Origin of the sequence: Burkholderia sp. AU4i, from assembly GCF_000466765.1 — a bacterium.
Classification (GTDB): domain Bacteria; phylum Pseudomonadota; class Gammaproteobacteria; order Burkholderiales; family Burkholderiaceae; genus Burkholderia; species Burkholderia cepacia.
The window spans coordinates 19,001-38,736 of the sequence record NZ_ASSI01000049.1 but is presented as its reverse complement, the minus strand read 5'-3'; the positions used below and the strand labels follow the sequence as shown (position 1 = coordinate 38,736).

At 64.4% G+C, this 19,736-nt stretch carries 26 protein-coding genes; 25 read left to right on the top strand and 1 reads right to left on the bottom strand.

Annotated features, from left to right (window positions below; genetic code table 11):
- The first annotated feature begins 53 nt into the window (after positions 1 to 53).
- The 20 genes from L810_RS11150 (at position 54) to L810_RS11055 (ending at position 13,721) form a co-directional block, all read left to right on the top strand.
- Complete coding sequence (locus tag L810_RS11150; RefSeq protein WP_021158468.1) at positions 54 to 278, top strand: hypothetical protein; 225 nt, start codon at positions 54 to 56, stop codon at positions 276 to 278.
- A gap of 66 nt (positions 279 to 344) precedes the next feature.
- A complete protein-coding gene (locus L810_RS11145) occupies positions 345 to 692 on the top strand; it encodes a putative holin (protein WP_021158467.1) in 348 nt (115 codons plus the stop codon).
- A gap of 2 nt (positions 693 to 694) precedes the next feature.
- Complete coding sequence (locus tag L810_RS11140; RefSeq protein ID WP_021158466.1) at positions 695 to 1,306, top strand: transglycosylase SLT domain-containing protein; 612 nt, start codon at positions 695 to 697, stop codon at positions 1,304 to 1,306.
- Positions 1,303 to 1,902, top strand: a complete 600-nt coding sequence (locus L810_RS11135) for a hypothetical protein (protein WP_021158465.1) — start codon at positions 1,303 to 1,305, stop codon at positions 1,900 to 1,902. The genes L810_RS11140 and L810_RS11135 overlap by 4 nt, the downstream gene beginning before the upstream one ends.
- Complete coding sequence (locus L810_RS11130; RefSeq protein WP_015985069.1) at positions 1,899 to 2,237, top strand: hypothetical protein; 339 nt, start codon at positions 1,899 to 1,901, stop codon at positions 2,235 to 2,237. The genes L810_RS11135 and L810_RS11130 overlap by 4 nt, the downstream gene beginning before the upstream one ends.
- A complete protein-coding gene (locus L810_RS11125; RefSeq protein ID WP_006485389.1) occupies positions 2,234 to 2,566 on the top strand; it encodes a hypothetical protein in 333 nt (110 codons plus the stop codon). The genes L810_RS11130 and L810_RS11125 overlap by 4 nt, the downstream gene beginning before the upstream one ends.
- A gap of 1 nt (position 2,567) precedes the next feature.
- Positions 2,568 to 3,113 (top strand): DUF3486 family protein, encoded by a 546-nt coding sequence (locus tag L810_RS11120; RefSeq protein WP_021158463.1) that lies wholly within the window; start codon positions 2,568 to 2,570, stop codon positions 3,111 to 3,113.
- On the top strand, positions 3,110 to 4,612 hold the full coding sequence (locus L810_RS11115; protein ID WP_021158462.1) for a terminase large subunit domain-containing protein: 1,503 nt from the start codon (positions 3,110 to 3,112) through the stop codon (positions 4,610 to 4,612). Before L810_RS11120 ends, L810_RS11115 begins: the two co-directional genes overlap by 4 nt.
- A complete protein-coding gene (locus L810_RS11110) occupies positions 4,609 to 6,084 on the top strand; it encodes a DUF935 domain-containing protein (protein WP_021158461.1) in 1,476 nt (491 codons plus the stop codon). Before L810_RS11115 ends, L810_RS11110 begins: the two co-directional genes overlap by 4 nt.
- Positions 6,077 to 6,913 carry a phage head morphogenesis protein gene (locus L810_RS11105; RefSeq protein ID WP_021158460.1) on the top strand — a complete coding sequence of 279 codons (837 nt, stop codon included), beginning with the start codon at positions 6,077 to 6,079 and terminating at the stop codon, positions 6,911 to 6,913. The genes L810_RS11110 and L810_RS11105 overlap by 8 nt, the downstream gene beginning before the upstream one ends.
- Entirely contained in the window at positions 6,910 to 7,437 is a 528-nt protein-coding gene (locus L810_RS11100; protein WP_021158459.1) for a phage virion morphogenesis protein, read from the top strand. Before L810_RS11105 ends, L810_RS11100 begins: the two co-directional genes overlap by 4 nt.
- A 214-nt stretch (positions 7,438 to 7,651) precedes the next feature.
- Positions 7,652 to 8,770 (top strand): peptidase, encoded by a 1,119-nt coding sequence (locus L810_RS11095; protein ID WP_042974066.1) that lies wholly within the window; start codon positions 7,652 to 7,654, stop codon positions 8,768 to 8,770.
- Positions 8,771 to 8,815: 45 nt separating this feature from the next.
- Complete coding sequence (locus L810_RS11090) at positions 8,816 to 9,739, top strand: major capsid protein (RefSeq protein ID WP_021158457.1); 924 nt, start codon at positions 8,816 to 8,818, stop codon at positions 9,737 to 9,739.
- Positions 9,740 to 9,813: 74 nt separating this feature from the next.
- Positions 9,814 to 10,146, top strand: a complete 333-nt coding sequence (locus tag L810_RS11085) for a DUF2190 family protein (RefSeq protein WP_021158456.1) — start codon at positions 9,814 to 9,816, stop codon at positions 10,144 to 10,146.
- Positions 10,118 to 10,600 carry a gp436 family protein gene (locus tag L810_RS11080; protein ID WP_021158455.1) on the top strand — a complete coding sequence of 161 codons (483 nt, stop codon included), beginning with the start codon at positions 10,118 to 10,120 and terminating at the stop codon, positions 10,598 to 10,600. Before L810_RS11085 ends, L810_RS11080 begins: the two co-directional genes overlap by 29 nt.
- On the top strand, positions 10,600 to 11,064 hold the full coding sequence (locus L810_RS11075; RefSeq protein ID WP_021158454.1) for a Gp37 family protein: 465 nt from the start codon (positions 10,600 to 10,602) through the stop codon (positions 11,062 to 11,064). The genes L810_RS11080 and L810_RS11075 overlap by 1 nt, the downstream gene beginning before the upstream one ends.
- Complete coding sequence (locus tag L810_RS11070) at positions 11,061 to 11,306, top strand: hypothetical protein (RefSeq protein WP_021158453.1); 246 nt, start codon at positions 11,061 to 11,063, stop codon at positions 11,304 to 11,306. The genes L810_RS11075 and L810_RS11070 overlap by 4 nt, the downstream gene beginning before the upstream one ends.
- Before the next feature lie 3 nt (positions 11,307 to 11,309).
- Entirely contained in the window at positions 11,310 to 12,743 is a 1,434-nt protein-coding gene (locus L810_RS11065) for a phage tail sheath subtilisin-like domain-containing protein (RefSeq protein ID WP_021158452.1), read from the top strand.
- Between the two features lie 2 nt (positions 12,744 to 12,745).
- Positions 12,746 to 13,270 (top strand): phage major tail tube protein, encoded by a 525-nt coding sequence (locus L810_RS11060; protein WP_021158451.1) that lies wholly within the window; start codon positions 12,746 to 12,748, stop codon positions 13,268 to 13,270.
- Positions 13,271 to 13,391: 121 nt separating this feature from the next.
- Positions 13,392 to 13,721: a phage tail assembly protein gene (locus L810_RS11055; RefSeq protein ID WP_021158450.1), complete on the top strand. Its 330-nt coding sequence runs from the start codon at positions 13,392 to 13,394 to the stop codon at positions 13,719 to 13,721.
- Positions 13,722 to 13,853: 132 nt separating this feature from the next.
- Here the strand turns inward: L810_RS11055 and L810_RS11050 are convergent, their stop codons facing one another.
- Positions 13,854 to 14,096 (bottom strand): hypothetical protein, encoded by a 243-nt coding sequence (locus L810_RS11050; RefSeq protein ID WP_021158448.1) that lies wholly within the window; start codon positions 14,094 to 14,096, stop codon positions 13,854 to 13,856.
- Positions 14,097 to 14,125: 29 nt separating this feature from the next.
- Between L810_RS11050 and L810_RS11045 the strand changes: the two genes are divergently transcribed.
- Genes L810_RS11045 through L810_RS11025 form a run of 5 tightly spaced genes read left to right on the top strand, consistent with a single transcriptional unit; the run spans position 14,126 to position 19,697 of the window.
- Entirely contained in the window at positions 14,126 to 16,804 is a 2,679-nt protein-coding gene (locus L810_RS11045; protein WP_021158447.1) for a phage tail tape measure protein, read from the top strand.
- 1 nt (position 16,805) lies between these two features.
- A complete protein-coding gene (locus L810_RS11040; protein WP_021158446.1) occupies positions 16,806 to 17,696 on the top strand; it encodes a phage tail protein in 891 nt (296 codons plus the stop codon).
- Entirely contained in the window at positions 17,696 to 17,905 is a 210-nt protein-coding gene (locus L810_RS11035) for a tail protein X (protein ID WP_021158445.1), read from the top strand. Before L810_RS11040 ends, L810_RS11035 begins: the two co-directional genes overlap by 1 nt.
- Positions 17,893 to 19,098 carry a contractile injection system protein, VgrG/Pvc8 family gene (locus L810_RS11030; RefSeq protein ID WP_021158444.1) on the top strand — a complete coding sequence of 402 codons (1,206 nt, stop codon included), beginning with the start codon at positions 17,893 to 17,895 and terminating at the stop codon, positions 19,096 to 19,098. The genes L810_RS11035 and L810_RS11030 overlap by 13 nt, the downstream gene beginning before the upstream one ends.
- Positions 19,095 to 19,697 carry a phage baseplate assembly protein V gene (locus L810_RS11025; RefSeq protein WP_021158443.1) on the top strand — a complete coding sequence of 201 codons (603 nt, stop codon included), beginning with the start codon at positions 19,095 to 19,097 and terminating at the stop codon, positions 19,695 to 19,697. Before L810_RS11030 ends, L810_RS11025 begins: the two co-directional genes overlap by 4 nt.
- The last annotated feature ends 39 nt before the right edge of the window (positions 19,698 to 19,736 follow it).

The window sequence follows — 19,736 nt, the reverse complement described above, 5'->3', positions numbered from 1 at the left end:
GCTCCCGGCCGTGCGCGTGCCTATGCTGGATGCTCCTCGTTGGGGAGTTCGACATGAGCATCCACCCAGTCATCGCGGCATTCGAGCATCAGGCGAAGATCCTCGACATGACTGGCGACAGGCAAGACGCGGATGACGCGATCGCGCTGCTCGCCGGCTGGATTGACCTCGCAATTGAACACCTGACCGAGGAAGATGTGAGCGTCCTCGTCAACGTTGGTGGGCTGCTGTTTCGCGACGGCCTGCAGCGTAAGAACGCGTCTGCGAGTGGCCCCTAAAGCCGATTAAAAGACCTACCCGTGCATGCCGTCCAAGATGACGGCATATCCACTACGGGAGGTCATATGCCCTTCATCAAGCGCTTCCCGCGGCTGACGAGCTGGCTCGTCGCCGCGATCATCCTCGTTGCAGCCATCGCGCTTTTCTCGCCGCAGCAACTGCCCGTCGCCCTCTACAAACTGAGCCTCGTGAGCCTCGCGGCCGTCGTCGCGTACTGGCTCGATCGCGGGCTTTTCCCGTACGCACGTCCGGACAGCTACCTCGAACACGACTGGCGATACGGCTCGCTCGAAGCGCCCCTCGACGCCGACTTTCGCGTTGTGTCCGGGTACGAGCTGGTGTTCGCCGCGGCCATGCTGCGTCGCGCGGTGATCGTGCTCGGCGTGGTAGTTGGCGTCGCGCTGGGCCTCTGATCATGCGCGTGCTGATTGCCTTTGTCGTCGCACTGCTCGGCGCCGCTGCGCCAGCGGCTGCGCAAGTGCCCTCCGAGGCACTGGCGTACCGCGCCGAGCTGACGCGCAACGCGCGCGCCGTTTGGGGTATCGATGCGCCAGTCTCGTCGTTCGCCGCGCAAATCCACCAGGAAAGCCGCTGGCGCGCGGACGCCGTCAGCGTCGTCGGCGCCCGTGGCATGGCGCAGTTCATGCCGTCAACGGTCGACTGGATCGCGGGCGCCTATCCGGCCGAGCTGGGCGAGGCCCAGCCGTTCAACCCGTCCTGGTCCATTCGTGCGCTCGTGCGGTACGACCGGCACCTCTGGGAACGCATCACGGCGGCCGGTGCATGCGAGCGCATGGCGATGGCGCTGTCGGCCTATAACGGCGGCCTGGGCTGGGTCTATCGCGATCAGCGCGTGGCGGCCGCAGGCGGCGCCGATCGGCAGCGTTGGTTCGGCCATGTCGAGCGCTTCAACGCCGGCCGACACGCGGCCGCATTCCGCGAGAACCGCGGCTACCCGCGCGTGATCCTGCGCACGTTCGAGCCACGGTACGTCAAGGCCGGGTTCGGGCCGGGAGCGTGCTCATGAACTTTCCTGTCCTGCTATCACGTGGCCAGTGCGTGGCGGTCGCTGTCGGTGCCGCGGCTGTCGGCGCGATTGCCGCTGGCGCAATCGCGTACTTCGGCGGCTACCACGCCGGTGTGCTCGCCGGCGACGCGAAGGTCGCGAAGCTCGAACGGCAATACGCGGACGGCGCGCGCGACGCCGTCGAACAAGCGCGCATCAAGGAGCGCGCCGAGACGCAGCGCGCGGCGGCGCTCGCCGGCGATCTGTTCGCTGAGAAAGCCCGGCACGCGCTCGAAGTCGACGAACTGAAACGGAGAATTCCCAGTGTCACGAGCCAATATCGCCCGGCGCCGGATGCGCCTCTTCAGGATTTGCCTCGCTGCGTGTTCACTGCCGGCTTTGTCGGCGTGTGGAACGCCGCCGCCGGCGCCAATGGTGTGCCCGCGACCGGTGCTGCCGCCGGAGCTGCTACGCCGGCCGGCGCCGATGACGCCCTTGATTCCGGGGTACGCCAGGACGACATCCTCGCCCACCACGTCGACGCCAGCCGCCGCAGCCGCGACATCGAATCGCAACTGAACAAGCTGATCGACTACATCGAGGGAGAAAAGCAGTGACGTTACAGGTGGAATTCTGGCAACTCGTGTCGATGCTCGCGACGTTCATCGGTTTGCTGATCGCGGCCGGCAAGGTGTTGATCGTGCAGATCGAGCGGCACCAGGCCGAGCGTGATCAGAAACAGGAAGACCAGCTCAAAGCCATGCTCGAACAGATCAGCCGGCAGGCGGACAACACGGCCCGCCTGGAGCGTGACTTTCTGCGATTTCAGGCGGACCTACCGCTGCAGTACGTACGCCGCGAGGACTACGTGCGCAACCAGACCGTCATCGAAGCCAAGCTCGACGCGATCGCGCTCAGATTCGAAAACTTACAACTCCGGGGAAATCAATGACGCCCACCAACCCGCTGGGAATCGACCACGCCAAGGTGCGCCGCGAATCGCTGCGCTGGTATCTGATTCTGGCGCTGTACAACGCGCGGCCCGAGGAAGTCGTCGAGGACGTGATCCAGATGACGATGCGCTCGATCTTCGCCGACATCACGGCGCTCGAAGTGCGCAAGGAACTGGACTACCTCGCCGATCGCGTGCTGGTGAAGCTGCGCAAGGAACCGTCGGGCCGCTGGTGGGGCGACCTCACGCGCTACGGCGTCGACATCGCCGAGTACACGATCGATTGCGAGCCGGGCATCGCGCGGCCGGCCAAGTACTGGAGCCAGTGACATGGGGCGCAGCAGCGGCGTGCAACGCCTGCCGAAGGCCGTGCGAGAATGGCTCGAAAGCGCGCTCGTCGAGGGCAACTTCACGGGCTACCAGGAGCTGGAGCAAACGCTTCGTGACAAGGGCTACCAGATCAGCAAGTCGGCGATCCACCGGTACGGCCAGCGTATCGAGCGCCGCTTCGCCGCCATCAAGGCGAGCACGGAAGCCGCACGCATCCTGACCGAAGGCGCGGCCGACGACCAGGACGCGCGCTCCGAAGCCGTCATTGCGCTCGTGCAGACCGAGATGTTCGAATCGATCGTCAACCTGCAGGAAGCGACCGACGAAGACGCCGATCCGGGCGAGCGCATTGCGCTGCTGTCGAAGGCCGCGAAGAACATCGCGACGCTGGCCCGCGCAAGCGTGAACCAGAAGAAATTCCGCCTGGAGGTCCAGGCGCGTGCGGAAGCGGCCGCCGCTGCCGTCGACAAGGTCGTCAAGAGCGGTGGCCTGTCCGATGACGCGGCCGACGTGATTCGCCGGCAAATTCTCGGGATTGCAGGATGACGAGCGCAGATACACGCCTTGACCGTGCGCCGGCCGTCCTGCTGCCGTATCAGCAGAAATGGTGCGCCGACACGTCGCCCGTCAAGGTTTGCGAGAAATCGCGCCGCGTCGGTCTGTCCTGGGGCGAAGCGGCCGATTCCGCGTTGCTGGCTGCCAGCCAGCGCGGCATGGACGTTTGGTACGTCGGTTACAACAAGGACATGGCGCAGGAATTCATCCGGGACTGCGCCGACTGGGCCAAGTTCTACAGCCTCGCGGCCGACGAGATCGAGGAAACCGAGGAAGTCTTTCAGGACAAGGACGGCGACAAGTCGATCCTCGCGTTCGTGATCCGCTTCGCGTCGGGCTTTCGCGTGACGGCGCTGTCGTCGCGCCCGTCGAACCTGCGCGGTAAGCAAGGCCGCGTGATCATCGACGAAGCCGCGTTCCACGAGCAGCTCGGCGAGCTGCTGAAGGCGGCGATGGCACTGCTGATGTGGGGCGGGCAGGTCCACATCATTTCGACGCACGACGGCGTCGACAACGCGTTCAACGAGCTGGTCACGGACGTCCGCACCGGCAAGAAGCCGTACAGCCTGCATCGCATCACGTTCGAGGATGCGGTTCGCGACGGGCTTTACCAACGCATCTGTTTGCGCAAGGGCGAAGCCTGGACGGCCGAGGGCGAAGCCAAGTGGGTCAAGGACATTCGTGCGTCGTACGGCGCGGATGCCGAGGAAGAACTGGACTGCGTGCCGAAGAACAGCGGCGGCGCATGGCTGTCGCGCGCGCTGATCGAGTCGCGCATGTCGGCTGATACGCCGGTGCTGCGCTGGGCCTGCAAACAAGGTTTCGAGGTGCTTCCCGATCACATCCGCGCAGCCGAATGCCGCGATTGGCTCGAAGCGACGCTCGGTCCGCTGCTCGCGGCGCTCCCGGCCGACGCCCGCTCGTACAACGGCGAGGACTTCGGCCGTACCGGCGACCTGACGGTCCACGTGCCGCTGATCGAACAACAGAACCTGATTCGTCGCGTGCCGTTCATCGTCGAGCTGCGCAACGTACCGTTCCGGCAGCAGGAACAGATTGCCTTTTACCTGCTCGACCGGCTCCCGCGCTTCACGGGCGGCGCCTTCGACGCACGCGGCAACGGCCAGTACCTCGCCGAAATCGCGATGCAGCGCTACGGCGCATCGCGCATCCAGCAAGTGATGCTGTCGGAGTCGTGGTACCGCGAGCACATGCCGCCCGTGAAGGCGGCATTCGAAGATGGCACGCTCGACGGCCTTCCGAAGGATGCCGACGTGCTCGCGGACCTGCGCGCCGTCCAGGTCATCAAGGGCGTGCCGCGCATCCCGGACGTGCGCACGACCGGCCAGGACGACGGCAAGCGCCACGGCGACGCCGCCGTGGCGGTCGCGCTGGCGTATTACGCAAGCCGAGAACTGAACAAGGGGCCGGTGACCGCCAAATCGCGGCGGCGCCGTTCCAGCGTCCGAATGACAGAGGGTTACGCATGAGCAAGGGTTTGTGGGTCAGCCCCACCGAGTTTGTAACGTTCGGCGAGCCGGACACGTCGCTGTCGTCGCAGATCGCGACGCGGGCGCGAAGCATCGACTTCTTCGCGCTCGGCATGTACCTGCCGAATCCCGACCCGGTACTCAAAGCACTCGGCAAGGACATCCGCGTCTACCGCGAGCTGCGCGCGGACGCGCACGTCGGCGGTTGCGTGCGCCGCCGCAAGGCGGCCGTGAAGGCGCTTGAATGGGGCCTCGACCGGGGCCAGGCCAAGAGTCGCGTCGCGAAGTCGATCGCCGACGTCTTCGCGGACCTCGACCTGTCCCGGATCGTGACCGAAATGCTGGACGCCGTTCTGTACGGCTACCAGCCTATGGAGATCGCTTGGGGCAAGGTCGGCAAATACATCGTGCCGATCGACGTCGTCGGCAAGCCGGCCGACTGGTTCGTCTACGACCCGGAGAACCAGCTCCGCTTTCGAAGCAAAGAACACTGGGTTCAGGGTGAGGAACTGCCGGCACGCAAGTTCCTGGTCCCGCGCCAGGAGGCGACATATCTGAACCCCTACGGCTTTCCGGACCTGTCGATGTGCTTCTGGCCGACGACGTTCAAGAAAGGCGGTCTCAAATTCTGGGTGCAGTTCACCGAGAAATACGGTTCGCCGATGCTGGTCGGCAAGCACCCGCGCAGCGCATCCGATGGCGAAAAGAACCTGCTGCTCGATTGCCTGGAAGACATGGTGCAGGATGCTGTCGCCGTCGTCCCGGACGATTCCAGCATCGAGATCAAGGAAGCCGCCGGCAAGAGCGGCAGCGCCGACGTCTACGAGCGCCTGCTGCACTTCTGCCGCGGCGAGGTGTCGATTGCCTTGCTGGGCCAGAACCAGACCACCGAGGCGACGTCGACGCGTGCGTCCGCGCAGGCCGGGCTTGAGGTAACGGACGACATTCGCGACGGCGACAAGGCGATCGTCGCCGAAGCGATGAACATGCTGATCCGCTGGATTTGTGACCTGAACTTCGACGGCGCCGCCCGGCCTGTCTTCGATATGTGGGAGCAGGAACAGGTCGACGAGATTCAGGCCGGCCGCGACCAGAAGCTGACGCAAGCTGGCGCGCGCTTCACGCCGGCGTATTTCAAGCGGGCGTACAACCTGCAGGATGGCGACCTGGACGAACGGCCTCTGCCGGTGTCCGCCGTTGATGCCGTGGGCGCCGCATCCTTCGCAGAGTTCGAGGCGCCCGACCAGGACGCGCTCGACGCTGCGCTTAACACATTGTCGGCACATGACCTGAATGCCGACGCCCAGGCGCTGGTCGCGCCGCTTTTAAAGCGGATTGCGAATGGCGCGAGCGCCGACGAGCTGCTCGGCATGCTCGCCGAGCTGTATCCGAACCTCGACGCAGACGCGTTGCAGGAACGTCTTGCACGCGCGATCTTCGTCGCGAACCTCTGGGGGCGTCTCCATGCCTGAAGCGGTCGATCTCGGCTACTGCATGAAGCTCCCGCCGAAGAAGGCGATCGAGTACTTGCGCAGCAAGGGTTATGAGATCACGTGGGATTGGGAGGAGCTTTGGCAGGACGCTCAGGCGAAGGCGTTCACGGTCGCCAAGGTCACGCGCCTGGACATCCTGCAGGACATTCGCAATGCGGTCGAAACCGCGATCAGCGAAGGTAAGACGCTGCGCTGGTTCACGAAGGAGCTGACGCCTGTCCTGCAATCCAAGGGCTGGTGGGGAAAGCAGGAACACGTCGACCAGGACACGGGCGAGATCACCCAGGTTCAGCTCGGTAGCCCGTGGCGCCTGCAGACGATCTACCGGACGAACCTGCAGACCGCCTACATGGCCGGGCGCTACGCCGAACAAATGGCGAACGTCGACGACCGCCCGTATTGGATGTACGTCGCGATCCTGGACAGTCGCACGCGCCCGAGCCACCGCGCGATGAACGGCAAGGTGTTCCGTTACGACGATCCGTTCTGGCAGTCGTTTTATCCGCCAAATGGCTGGGGCTGCCGGTGCCGCGTGGTTGCGTTGTCGCACGATGAGATCGTCGTGCGTGGCATCAAGGTCGAGGCGGCCGGCGACCGCCTCGGCAAGACGCTCAAGCTGGTCAACGAGAAAACCGGCGAGATGCGCGAGGTCGCGACGTTCCGCACCGTCGACCCGGTCACGCGCCGCGAAATCGTCGTGTCGCCGGACGTCGGCTGGAGCTACAACCCCGGCGCTGCGGCGTGGCAGCCTGACCTGTCTCGATACACGGGTGATCTCGGCACGATCGCCAGGAGGGAATTGCAGTGAGCGATTTCGTGAGTTTCCAGATCGACGACTCGGCCCTGCGCACGCGCCTGCTCCAGCTCGAACAGGCCGGCCATCAGAAGGCCGGCGCGATGCGCAAGATCGCCCAGGCGCTGGTGTCGGTCACCGAGGACAACTTCGCCGCGCAGGGGCGGCCGCGCTGGCAGGCACTGTCGGAAGCGACGATTCACATGCGCGTCGGCGGCAAGAAGGCGTACAAGAAAAACGGCGAGCTGACTGCGGCCGCGTCGCGTCGCAAGGCTGGGCTGTTGATCTTGCAGGACAGTGGCCAAATGGCCGCGAGCGTCTCGACTGATCACGACGACAATTCGGCCGTCATTGGCAGCAACAAGGAGTACGCCGCGATTCACCAGTTCGGCGGGCAGGCCGGTCGCGGATTGAAGGTCACCATTCCCGCCCGCCCGTGGCTGCCGGTCACGGCCGACGGCGAGCTGCAACCTGAAGCCGTCGAGCCCGTGCTCAACACCATCCTGCGTCACTTGATGGACGCAGCGAATCGTCGCTAACCTGTCGACGAGCCGATCGCGCTCTGCGCGCCTCCGGACCACCCGAGGCGCGCAACGATAGCCAAAGCGCCGTGAAGCTGCCTCGTAAAGTTTTATAAAGGCTTTATGAGTTTGGTTCGAACCTGCCGCGCTCCCCACATCGCGCGTACAGCGCCGGTTCAATCGTAAAGCCGATTAAAAGACCCGTTCCGTTCGCCGCCCGATGATGGGCAGCATGAACGCGAAACCACTCCACATTTTCCGGGCAGGCACGCAGACCGACATGAGCGGTCGCGTGCTTGAGTTCGCCGAAACGGATCTTGCCGCGACGGCTGCCGCATACGACCCGAAGGTCCACGAAGCGCCGATCGTCATCGGCCATCCGCGCGACAACGCGCCGGCGTGGGGCTGGGTCGCATCACTCTCTGCGGCTGGCGGCAACCTGCAGGCCGAACCCGCCCAGGTCGATCCGGCATTCGCCGAACTCGTCAGCGCCGGGCGCTTCAAGAAGATCAGCGCCAGCTTCTATCACCCCGATTCGCCGCACAACCCGACGCCCGGCGTCTACTACCTGCGCCACGTCGGCTTTCTGGGCGCGCAGCCGCCGGCCCTCAAGGGCCTGCGCGACGTCAATTTCAGCGACGGCAACGAAGGCGTCGTCGAATTCAGCGACTGGGGCCAAGAGCTGAACGCAGGCCTCTGGCGCCGCATGCGCGAATGGCTGCTCACGCAGTTCGGCCAGGACACGGCCGACACGGTCATTCCCGACTGGCAAATCGAGTCGATACGCGAGGTCGCGCGGCAAGACGATGCGCCGACCAGCGCATTCGCCGAGCGCGGCGCGGCAACCAAACCCACCACCACTCAGCAGGAGAACGCCGCAGTGACCCCCGAGCAAAAGGCCGCCCTGGAGGCCGAAAACAACCAGCTCAAGCAGCAGCTTGCCGATTCGCAGGCGCGTGAGCGCAAGGCGGCAGACGAACGCCGCCACGGCGAGCACGTGTCGTATGCCGAGCAGCTCGTCGCCGGCGGCACGCTCGCGCCGAAGCACAAGGATGCGGTCGTCGCGGTGCTCGATTTCGCCGCGCGCGAGCCGTTCGAGTTTGGCGAAGGTGATGCCAAGCAGCCGCTGGCGACCGCCTTCCGCTCGTTCCTCGGCGAGCTGCCGAAGGTCGTCGACTTCAGCGAACACGCAACGCGCGAACGCGCTGGCGTGACGACGACTGGCGCCGACACCGTCGAGTACGGCGAGAACGTCGACCCGAAACGCGTCGAGCTGGACGGCCGCATTCGCGCGTACATGCGCGAGCACAACGTCGACTACGCGGCAGCCGCAAACGCGGTGATCCGCTAACCACCGGCGAAAGCCACTGCAAAGGCCATTGAGCCAGGAGAAATGATGGGACGTCTCTCGAAACTGCGAATCGTCGACCCCGTGTTGACGAATCTCGCGATCGGCTACACGAACGCCGAATTCATCGGCCAGACCCTGATGCCGATCGTCGAAGTGGAAAAGGAAGGCGGCAAGATTCCGAAGTTCGGCAAGGAATCGTTCCGCCTCTACCAGACGGAACGTGCGCTGCGCGCGAAGTCGAATCGCATGAATCCGGAAGACCTGGGTAGCGTCGACGTGAACCTCGACGAGCACGATCTCGAGTATCCGATCGACTACCGGGAAGACCAGGAATCGGCGTTTCCGCTGGAACAAGCCGCCGTCCAGACTGCGACCGACGCGATCCAGTTGCGCCGCGAAAAGATGGTCGCGGACCTCGCGCAGAATCCGAGCAGCTACGCGTCGGGCAACAAGAAGCAACTCAGCGCAACCGAGAAGTTCACCGCAGCCAACAGCGATCCGGTCGGCGTCGTCGAAGACGGCAAGGAAGCGATCCGAACGAAGATCGGCCGCCGGCCGAACACGATGGTGATCGGCGCGTCGGCCTACAAGACGCTGAAGGCACACCCGCAGCTCATCGAGAAGATCAAGTATTCGATGAAGGGCATCGTGACCGTCGACCTGCTGAAGGAAATCTTCGAGGTCGAGAACATCGCGGTCGGTGAAGCCATCTATGCCGACGACAAGGACCGCTTCACGGACATCTGGGGCGCCAACATCGTGCTCGCCTACGTTCCGCTGCAGCGCGGCGGCCAACAGCGCACGCCGTATGAACCGTCCTACGGCTACACGCTGCGCAAGAAAGGCAATCCGGTCGTCGACACGCGCATCGAAGACGGCAAGCTCGAACTGGTGCGGGCCACGGACATTTTCCGGCCGTACCTGCTCGGCTCGGACGCCGGCTACCTGATCTCGGGCATCAACGGCTGATCGCTCGCGCCTCCGAATCCCGTACTGACCACGTCTCGCCCTCGGGCGAGACACACCCGAACGGAACATGACTCATGAAAACGCATCAACCGATCCTTACCACGTCCGTTACCGCTGCCGCCGGCCTGAATCGCTTCCAGTTCGTCGGTTTCGATGGTGGCGTGTGCGCAGCCGGCGCGAAGGCGCTCGGCGTTGCCGAAGCGACCGCCGATGCCGGCGAACAAGCGTCGGTCAACCTACTCGGCGTCATCCTGGTCATGGCCGGTGCGCCGGTCGACCAGCACGCCGAAGTCGAGGCGGACGCGGCCGGTCAGGCCATTCCGAAGGCGACCGGCGCATCGAACGGCTACGCGCTCGATGCGGCGACGGCCGCCGGCGATGTCATCCGCATCCTGCGGGGTATTTGACGTGCGTTATTGCACGCTCGCCGACCTGAAGCTGGCCGTGCCGGAACGGACGCTCATTGAGCTGACGAACGACACGACCACCGACTACGGCGCACCGGCACCGACGACGATCAATACCGACATCGTCGAAAGCGCCGTGCGCCAGGCGGAGGAAATCGTCGACGCGCACTTGCGCGGCCGCTACAACCTGCCGCTGTCGCCGGTGCCGACAGTCATCAAGGATGTCACGGTCAATCTGGCTCGGCACTGGCTGTATGCCCGTCGACCGGAAGGCGCGGCACTGCCGGACACCGTGTCGCAGACCTTCAAGGCATCGATGCACATGCTCGAAAAGATCCGCGACAACAAGCTGACGATCGGCGACCCGAGCGGCCCTGCGACACCCGAACCCGGCGAGATGAAGGTACGCGCCCGCCGTCGCCAGTTCGACGCGGACCTGTTGGAGCGCTTCTGATGGCGACGACGCTTGAAATGGTCGACTCCGTCGTAGCAAGGCTTCGCGTCAAGCTGCCGGCGCTCGTGGCGGAGTACTTCCCGGAGCGTCCGGACGAATACCGGCTCAACCATGCGATCGGCGCGTTGCTGGTCAGCTATCCGGGCAGCCAGTACGACACGACCGTCGACACCGACATGGTGGTGCAGCCGCGGCGAGTGAAGTTCGCCGTTGCGATCGTGCTGCGCCAGCTCAACGGCCGCGGCGGTGCGATCGATGTGCTCGATCACGTTCGCACCGCCCTGGTGGGCTTCCGCCCGCCGGACTGCAAAAAGCTGGCGGCAGTCAGCGACAAGTTTCTGGGGGAGTCGGCCGGCTTGTGGCAGTACGTGATCGAGTTTTCGGCGGGTGCGGTGATTGTCGAGGATACGGAGCCGGACGACAGGCCGCTGTTGACGCAAGTTACCTACGAGGAGGAATCGTGAAATACCAGTACAGCGGACCGACCAGCGGCGTCACGCTGCAGGACGGCGAAAACGTCCAGGAAGTGATGCTTCACACGGGCGCTGAAGTCGAGCTGCCCGAGGGGAACGAGTACACGGCGACGCTGCTCGCGATGGGCTACCTGACGCCGGCCGCAGCGCCGTCGACCAAGCCCGCGCGCCCCAGCGTGCCGGAAGACCAACAGAAGGCCGCCGCAAACGCGGTCGCCGTGAAGGGAGTCTGAGCGATGGCGGCAAATTATCTGCATGGCGTCGAGACGATTGAAAAGGAAACCGGCTCGCGGCCCGTCAAGGTCGTGAAATCGGCCGTCATCGGCCTGATCGGCACGGCGCCGATCGGGCCGGTCAATACGCCGGTCCAGTCGCTGTCTGACGTCGACGCCGCCCAGTTCGGGCCGCAGCTCACGGGCTTCACGATCCCGCAAGCGCTCGATGCGGTCTACGACTACGGCAGCGGCACGGTGATCGTGATCAACGTGCTCGACCCGAACGTCCACAAAAGCAATGCCGCGAGCGAGCCGATCACGTTTGACGCAGCGACTGGCCGCGCCAAACTGGCGCACCCGGCCGCGGCGAATCTCGTGCTGAAGAACGATTCGGGCAGCGCGACGTACGCCGAAGGCACCGATTACGCCGTCGACCTCATCAACGGCGTAATCACGCGGATCAAGACCGGCACGATTCCGGCCGGTGCTGCGACCGCCAAAGCGACGTACGACTACGCGGACCCGACGAAGGTCACGGCCGCGGACATCATCGGCGCGGTGAACGCGGCCGGCATGCGTACGGGCATGAAGGCACTGAAGGATACGTACAACCTGTACGGCTACTTCTCGAAGATTCTGATCGCGCCGGCGTACTGCACGCAAAACTCGGTTGCGGTCGAGCTGGAGGCGATGGCCGTCCAGCTCGGCGCGATCGCGTACATCGACGCGCCGATCGGCACCACGCTCGCGCAGGCGCTGGCCGGCCGCGGGCCGGCGGGCACGATCAACTTCAACACGTCCAGCGACCGCGTGCGCCTCTGCTATCCGCACGTGAAGGTCTACGACACTGCGACCAACGCCGAACGCCTGGAGCCGCTCTCATCGCGTGCAGCGGGCCTTCGCGCTCGTGTCGACCTGGACAAGGGCTACTGGTGGTCCAGTTCCAATCAACAGCTCGTCGGCGTCACGGGCGTCGAGCGGCCGCTGTCGGCGATGATCGACGATCCGCAATCGGACGTGAACATGCTCAATGAACAGGGCATCACGACTGTGTTCAGCTCGTACGGCTCGGGCCTTCGTCTGTGGGGCAACCGCACCGCGGCATGGCCGACCGTTACGAAGATGCGCAACTTCGAAAACGTACGGCGTACGGGCGACGTCATCAACGAGTCGATCCGGTACTTCAGCCTGCAATTCACCGACATGCCGATCGATCAAGGATTGATCGACTCGCTCGTCGAGTCGGTAAACGGCTTTGGCCGGAAGCTGATCGGCGACGGCGCGTTGCTCGGTTTCAAGGCGTGGTTCGATCCGGCCCGCAACCCGAAAGAGGAACTGGCCGCCGGACACTTGCTCATTAGCTACAAGTACACGGTGCCGCCGCCGCTCGAACGCCTGACGTACGAGACGGAAATCACCGATGAGTACTTGCTCACCCTGAAGGGAGGTAACTGATCATGGCGGGTGGCGTCAAAATCAACCGGATCACGAACGCCAACGTGTATCTGAGCAACAATTCGATGCTCGGCAAGGCCGAGGAAATCAAGCTGCCGGACGTCCAAGCGATCATGGCCGAGCACAAGGCGCTCGGCATGATCGGCAAGGTCGAGCTGCCGGGCGGCCTGGACAAGCTCGAAGGCGAGATCAAGTGGAACTCGCTCTACGCCGACGTGGCGAAGGCGATGGCGAACCCGTTTAAAGCTGTCGCACTGCAATGCCGTTCCAGCATTGAGACTTACGGCGCACAGGGCCGCGTGCAGGAAGTCAGCCTTGTGACGTACCTGACCGTGATGTTCAAGAAGAACCCGCTCGGTACGTACAAGCAACACGAGAACGCGGACTTCAGCTCCGCGTTCGGCGCGACCTACATCAAGCAGGTCATCGACGGCGAGGAAGTGCTGGAGCTGGATTATCTGGCGAACATCTTCCGCGTCGGCGGTGAAGACATGCTGGCCGACTTCCGCGCCAACATCGGCGGCTAACCCAACACCTCCGTAGTCGTTGTCGTCTTGGCCCGCTTCGGCGGGCCTTTTTTAATCTGCGCTGAAAGTGCGAACGCGCGCGCGAATCGACAATGTGTGCTCTACCACCACGGAGCACGTCGTGAAAATCCCCCTCAAATTCCCCGTCAAACTCGCTACCGGCCAGATGCTCACGGAGCTGGATCTGCGTCGCGGCAAGCGCAAGGAAATGGCCCTCGCGGCCAAGTACAGCGAAGACCCGGGCGAACAGGAAGATTTCCTGCTCGGCATGCTCACGGGCCTCACCGTCGAAGATATCGGCGAACTCGATCTTGCTGACTCGAAGCGGCTCATGGATGCCTTTCGCCGCATGGTTGAGGGACGGGATACCGCCGAAGATGCGGGCTCCCAGCGATCAGCCGCCGAGCGAGGAAACGCAGACGCTGGACTCGGCGCTGCGACCGCTGGATGAGGTGTTGCTACTGGTGCTGAAGATTCAGCCGTCCGAGATCGCTGAACTGGACATGGACGACTACTGGCACTGGATCGACGCCGCGGAGCGGGAAATCAAGCGGCGTATCGACGCGACGAAGCAATCCTGAGATCAGGCGGCCCGGCGCCCGAGCCGGCCGCAAAGCCACACGATGGCCTTGATCAATGCCGCGATGAGGTACGAGCCGGCCACGATGGCCGGCCCGAGAAAGGCAAACCCGAAAAACGCCACGATGCCGAACACGATCGGCACGGACCACCAGGGCAGTTCGATGAACAGCCACACGGCAAGCACGACGCCGGCAATCGCGATCGCGGTGTACGTAATGCCTTCGGCGATGGACTGGATGTTCATGGGCGGCCTCGTCACTTTCCGGTAAGGGTATGGCAAGCGAATTCTATATTGGCGTAAAGATCGGCGCGACGCTACTCGGTAGCTTCGGCGCCGCGCTATCTGGCACGCGTACGACGCTCAACGGCCTCGGGCGGGTCGCCGACGAGCTGCGCGCGAAGCATACCCGTCTCGGCGACACGATGGCGCGGGCGGTCGCGCATCCGATGCGCAATATCGCCGAGCTGCGGGGCCAGTACGACCGCCTGGGCCGCACCATCGATCAAGTCCAGGCGAAGCAAGCGGCCCTTGCGACCCGGCTGGCACGCGGCACCGCATTGCGCGAGCAACGCCAGGCGATCGGCGCCGACATGCTCGGCACGTACGCGACGGCGGTCGCAACGGCTGCGCCGGTCATCGGCGCCGTGAAGCAGGCGGCCAACTTCGAAGCCGGGCTGCGCGACATTGCAATTACCGGCAACCTGACCCGCGACGAAGAGTTCCGGATCGGCGAGACGATGCGCCGCGCGGCCGTTGCCACGAGCCAGGGCCATAACTCCATTCTGGAAGGCGTCGGCACGCTGGTCGCGGCCGGCATGGACGCGAAGGAAGCCGGGCAAAAGTCGAACCTGCTCGGGCGCGTGGCGACGGCGACGAACGCCGACATGAAAGACCTCGCGGGCATGGTCTATTCGTTCTCGGAGACGCTGGGAATCAAGGGTGACGCGGCGCTGAAGGAAGCGTTCAACCGCGCCGCGTATGGCGGCAAGCTCGGCCGGTTCGAGCTGAAGGATATGGCGAAAGCCCTGCCCGAAATGACCGCAGCGTTCGCGGCCAAGGGCATCAAGGGGCAAGACGCACTGACGCAGATTATCGCGAGCCTCGAAGTCGGCCGCGAAGGCGCCGGCAGCGGCGACGAAGCCGTAACGAACCTGCGCAACTGGCTGTCGCACATGAACGCGAAGGCGACCATCGACGCCTACAAGAAAGCTGGTGTCGATTATCAAAAGTCGATGTCCAACCTCGTCGCCGGCGGTTACTCGAGCTACGAGGGTTCGCTGCAGATTGCACAGAAGTTCATCGCGTCGCGCGGCGATGCGTTCATGAAGCAATGGAAGGCCGCCGGCGCCAAGGGCGACGAAGAAGCCCAGCGCAAGCTGATGGAGAGCTTCGGCCTGAATGAGGTGTTCCAGGACATCCAGACCATCAACCACCTGCTCGCGATGCGCCAGGGCTGGGACAAGTATCAGCAGAACAAGAAGGACATGGGTAGCGCGCAGGCGCTGAACACGATCGACCAGGACTACGCGCGCCGCGCGGAGCTGGCGACCGTCGCGTGGGGCCGCTTTCAGACGCAGATTGCTGACACCGCAATCACGGTCGGCCGCGCGCTGCTGCCGTCGCTCACAGACCTGATGAACACGGCCACGCCGCTGATCCAGCGTGCCGGGCAGTTCGCGGCCGCCCACCCCGGCCTGATCCGCGGCGTGGTCGGTTTCGCAACGGCCGTGATCGGCATGAAGGTCGCGACGCTCGCGGCCGGCTGGGGGCTGAATTTCTTCGTCAAGTCGCCGCTGAACATGGTCAGCACGGCATTGACGACGGTCGGGGCGAAGTGGACGCTGTTTCGCGCGCTCTTGGCCGGTGGTGGCTCTCGTCTGTCCACCGTGTTCCAGATTTTCGGCATGGGCGCTGGCGCGGCCGGCAAACTTGCCGGCGCGGTCGGACGTACCGGGAGTCTGTTTATAGGGCTCGGACGCGGCGCGCTGGCGGTCGGCCGTGCCCTGGTCCCGTTCGGGCAAGGGCTCGTCATGACGGTTGTCGGGCCGGTGAAGCTGGTCGGTCAAGCCATCTGGTGGCTCACCAAGGGACTTGGTACGCAGGCGCTGTCGTTCTTCGGCTTTCTGGCGCGCGGGGCGCTGATGCTCGGTCGTGTCCTGGGCGGCGGCCTTGTTCAAGGTCTGCTGCTCGCTGGGCGCACGGTGCTCTGGCTGGGCCGCGCGCTGATGCTCAATCCGATCGGAATCGCCATTACCGCGATCGCCGTCGGCGCATACCTCATCTACCGCTACTGGACGCCGATCAAGCAGTTCTTCGGGGGTATCTGGAACTCGATTCGCACCGCGTTCGCGGGCGGAATCGGTAGCGTGATGCGCCTGATCATCAACTGGTCGCCGCTGGGCCTGTTCTATCGCGCGTTCGCGGGCGTGCTCGGGTGGTTCGGCGTTGGACTCCCGAAAACCTTCACCGATTTCGGCTCGCACCTGATCGACGGCCTGGTCAACGGCATTCGCAATCGCTTCACCGCCGCGAAAAACACGCTGGTCGAATTCGGCAGCAACGTGAAGGCGTGGTTCGCGAACACGCTGGGGATCAAGTCGCCGTCCCGCGTCTTCATGGGCTTCGGCGACAACATCGCCCAGGGCGCCGCGATCGGCATCGGCCGATCGTCGGCGGTCGCCGCACGCGCGGCTGCAGGCATGGCGACGCAGGCGGCGGCCGCCGCGTCCCTGCAGCGCATCAACGCAGCTCGTGGCGGGTCGCCGGCCGGTGGATCGGTAGCCGGCTCTGGGATCGTGGTCCACTTCTCGCCAAATATCACGGTCCAGGGCGGCTCGCCGGACGGCGTCAAAGATCAGGTCAAGCAAGGGCTCAACCTGTCGTTGCGCGACCTGGAGCGCATGCTCGACGAGCTGCTCGCGAAGCGCGAGCGCCGCGCATACAGGAGCTGACGTGTTTGCAATTCTTGGTGATATCGAATTCGACCTGATCGGCTACTTCGATGGGTTTGATGCGACGTTTGGCGCCGACTACGCCGAGCACGCGCTGCTGCAAGGCAAACCGCGGCTGCAACGCATGGGCGACAAGCTCGACGAAATCCGGATCGCGCTGTCGTTTCACTACTGGTACTGCGACCCGGAAGCCGAGCTGGCGAAGCTGCGCGCGGCGGTAAGCGCGAAACAGGCCATGGCGCTTGTGTTCGGCAATGGCGACTACAAGGGCTGGTTCGTGTTGACCGAGGTTCAATCGACCAGCAAGCAGACAGACACGTCGGGAACCGTGTTGTCCCTCGATGCGCAGATCACCCTGCGCGAGTTCGTGGGCGACAAGAAGAACGCGCTCAAGCCGCCAGCCGTCCAGCCCAAGGTGCCGCCGGCGGCCGCGCAGGCAGTCTCCAGCGTCTCGTCGACGGTAGCCACCGTACGAGGCACGATCCAGCAGGCCGTGACCTGGGCGAACCAGGCGAAATCTGCCATGCGAGTCGCCGTCGACGCGGTCAAGACCGTCCAGAAGCTGAAAGACGATCCGCTTTCGGCCTTGAGCCGTTCGTCGAGTGTGCTGACGAACATCAAGGAAACGGCCGCGCCGCTGTCGAAGCTATCGCCGGCGCTGGCGTCGGTGACCGACCAGATTCCTGAAGCGGCTGGCATCTTGCGCGCCAGCAATACCGCGCTGGATGCGGTGCGTTCGGCGCAAGGCGGCCTGGCGAACGCGACGATCGGCACAATTACCGGCGCGATCGACCGGGCCGCTGGGCAGCTCTCGACGGCGACCGGCGCGCTGAGTTCCGCTGCGCCGAGTTTGAGCAAACTGGCCGGGCTAGTCGTGACGCGGAGGATTTGATGTTTCTGACCCACATCACAACTGAGGGCGAACGGTGGGATCAGATCGCCTACCGGTACTACGGCGACCCGTTTGCCTATGAACGGATCATTGCCGCGAACCCCAGCGTGCCGATCACGCCAGTGCTCGCGAGCGGCATTGTGCTGTCAATTCCGGTCGTGGCCGCCGACGACGTAGTCGATGAGGAGCTTCCGCCGTGGATGCGGTGATCGCCACCCCGACGTCGGTCGCCGACGTCCCTGAGCCCATCTTCACGCTCGTATACGAGCAGAAGAACATCACCAACGACATTGCGCCTTACGTCGTGTCGGTGTCGTACACCGACTTCCTTTCCGGCCAGTCTGACGAAATCGAGGTCGTGCTCGAAGACACGGACGGACGATGGCTCGACGCGTGGTATCCGGGCAAAGGCGACGCGCTGACGCTGAAGATCGGCTACACGGGGGCGCCGTTGCTCGCGTGCGGTCGCTTCGAGATCGACGAGATCGGCTTCAACGATCCGGCCTCGACGGTCACGATCCACGGGCTCGGCACGGGCGTGAAGGCGTCCGTTAGAAGCCGCAAGGCCAAGGCGTACGAGCACACGACGCTGGCGACGATCGCAGCGCGTGTCGCGAAGCGGAACCACCTGACGCTCACCGGCCGGATTCGGGATATTCGCATCGACCGAGTCACGCAGTACCAGGAGCAAGATGTTGCGTTTCTGACGCGGCTCGCGCACGAGTACGGTTATGCGTTCAAGATTTCGGGCAGCAAGCTCATCTTCAGCGAACTCGCCGACCTGCGAGGTTCAGACGCTGTCCTGCAGTTCAAGCGCGCCGAGCTGAAAACGATCCGCCTGCGCGACAAGATCAAAGACGTCTACGCGCAGGCCAAAGTCGGCTATCACAACCCGAAGACGAAGAAGCTCGTCGTCTACGGCGTGACAGGCGATTCCGTAGGTGTCGTCGGTCAGTCCGAGGCGGCCGCGGGCAAGCGCAAACAGTCCGGTCAGTCGACCAGCGGCGACACGCTGCGGCTGTCCGCGCGGGCCGGCTCCAAGGCGACACTGCAGACGAAGGCACGTGCGGCGCTTGACCAGGCGAACCTCAAGCAAACAGGTGGATCGGTCGAGATGACCGGCGACACGAAGCTGGCCGCCGGCGCGTCGATCGAGCTGCTCGAACTCGGCAAGCTGTCCGGCAAATACCTGATCGAGTCGGCACGCCATCGCCTTGACCGAGGCGGCGGCTACCAAACGGAAGTCGAGCTGAAGCGCTCGGCGATCGCCGTCCAGGCTGGCAAAGGCGGCGGCACCGCGAAAAAGTCCACGAAAGGGCTGCAGGTCTACGGCGTCACGGCGAAGGGCGACGTCGGTGTCGTCGGAACAACGCCCGTTGCAGCGAAAGGCAAGAAGAAATGAACGATACCCTCGACGAGTTCGGCGCGACGATCAAGTTCGGCACGGTCAGCGCGTCGAAGCCCGGCTTCGCGCGTGTGCGGCTGACCGACCTCGGCAACATGCGCACCATGTGGCTGCCGATCGCGTATCCGAAGACCTTGGCCGATCAGGCATGCTGGACCTACGATGACGGCGAACACGTTGCCGTGCTCCTGGACAGCCGCTGCGAGGACGGGGTCATTCTGGGCGCCATCTACTCCGATGCCGATCGCCCGCCGGTCACGGACTCGAACAAGTTCGTCGTCCGCTTCAAAGATGGCGCGTTGCTTGAGTACGACCGCGCAACGCACACCCTGACGTGCTCGGGCATGCAGACCGTGATCGTCGACTCGAAGTCGGAGATCGTGCTGCGCGCGGCCGACAAGGTGACGGTCGATGTGCCGGAGGCAGAGTTCACGCGTAACGTCACGGTCAAGGGCAAACTGACCTACGAGGGCGGTATGGCTGGCTCTGGCGGCGATGGCGCTATGCTGACGGGCAACGTGAAGGTCGACGGTAACGTGAGCGCGACGGGCACGATCATGGACACCGGCGGCAACTCGAACCACCACAGCCACTGAGCTTTTAGCCGGCTTTAATATCCCCCCGACTGGTCGCGC

Excerpts from the sequence above, each read along its gene's own strand:
- L810_RS11150 (WP_021158468.1), top strand. The coding sequence starts at position 54 with ATGAGCATCCACCCAGTCATCGCGGCATTCGAGCATCAGGCGAAGATC.
- L810_RS11145 (WP_021158467.1), top strand. The coding sequence starts at position 345 with ATGCCCTTCATCAAGCGCTTCCCGCGGCTGACGAGCTGGCTCGTCGCC.
- L810_RS11140 (WP_021158466.1), top strand. The coding sequence starts at position 695 with ATGCGCGTGCTGATTGCCTTTGTCGTCGCACTGCTCGGCGCCGCTGCG.
- L810_RS11135 (WP_021158465.1), top strand. The coding sequence starts at position 1,303 with ATGAACTTTCCTGTCCTGCTATCACGTGGCCAGTGCGTGGCGGTCGCT.
- L810_RS11125 (WP_006485389.1), top strand. The coding sequence starts at position 2,234 with ATGACGCCCACCAACCCGCTGGGAATCGACCACGCCAAGGTGCGCCGC.
- L810_RS11120 (WP_021158463.1), top strand. The coding sequence starts at position 2,568 with ATGGGGCGCAGCAGCGGCGTGCAACGCCTGCCGAAGGCCGTGCGAGAA.
- L810_RS11115 (WP_021158462.1), top strand. The coding sequence starts at position 3,110 with ATGACGAGCGCAGATACACGCCTTGACCGTGCGCCGGCCGTCCTGCTG.
- L810_RS11110 (WP_021158461.1), top strand. The coding sequence starts at position 4,609 with ATGAGCAAGGGTTTGTGGGTCAGCCCCACCGAGTTTGTAACGTTCGGC.
- L810_RS11105 (WP_021158460.1), top strand. The coding sequence starts at position 6,077 with ATGCCTGAAGCGGTCGATCTCGGCTACTGCATGAAGCTCCCGCCGAAG.
- L810_RS11095 (WP_042974066.1), top strand. The coding sequence starts at position 7,652 with ATGAACGCGAAACCACTCCACATTTTCCGGGCAGGCACGCAGACCGAC.
- L810_RS11090 (WP_021158457.1), top strand. The coding sequence starts at position 8,816 with ATGGGACGTCTCTCGAAACTGCGAATCGTCGACCCCGTGTTGACGAAT.
- L810_RS11085 (WP_021158456.1), top strand. The coding sequence starts at position 9,814 with ATGAAAACGCATCAACCGATCCTTACCACGTCCGTTACCGCTGCCGCC.
- L810_RS11080 (WP_021158455.1), top strand. The coding sequence starts at position 10,118 with ATGTCATCCGCATCCTGCGGGGTATTTGACGTGCGTTATTGCACGCTC.
- L810_RS11075 (WP_021158454.1), top strand. The coding sequence starts at position 10,600 with ATGGCGACGACGCTTGAAATGGTCGACTCCGTCGTAGCAAGGCTTCGC.
- L810_RS11065 (WP_021158452.1), top strand. The coding sequence starts at position 11,310 with ATGGCGGCAAATTATCTGCATGGCGTCGAGACGATTGAAAAGGAAACC.
- L810_RS11060 (WP_021158451.1), top strand. The coding sequence starts at position 12,746 with ATGGCGGGTGGCGTCAAAATCAACCGGATCACGAACGCCAACGTGTAT.
- L810_RS11050 (WP_021158448.1), bottom strand. The coding sequence starts at position 14,096 with ATGAACATCCAGTCCATCGCCGAAGGCATTACGTACACCGCGATCGCG.
- L810_RS11045 (WP_021158447.1), top strand. The coding sequence starts at position 14,126 with ATGGCAAGCGAATTCTATATTGGCGTAAAGATCGGCGCGACGCTACTC.
- L810_RS11035 (WP_021158445.1), top strand. The coding sequence starts at position 17,696 with ATGTTTCTGACCCACATCACAACTGAGGGCGAACGGTGGGATCAGATC.
- L810_RS11025 (WP_021158443.1), top strand. The coding sequence starts at position 19,095 with ATGAACGATACCCTCGACGAGTTCGGCGCGACGATCAAGTTCGGCACG.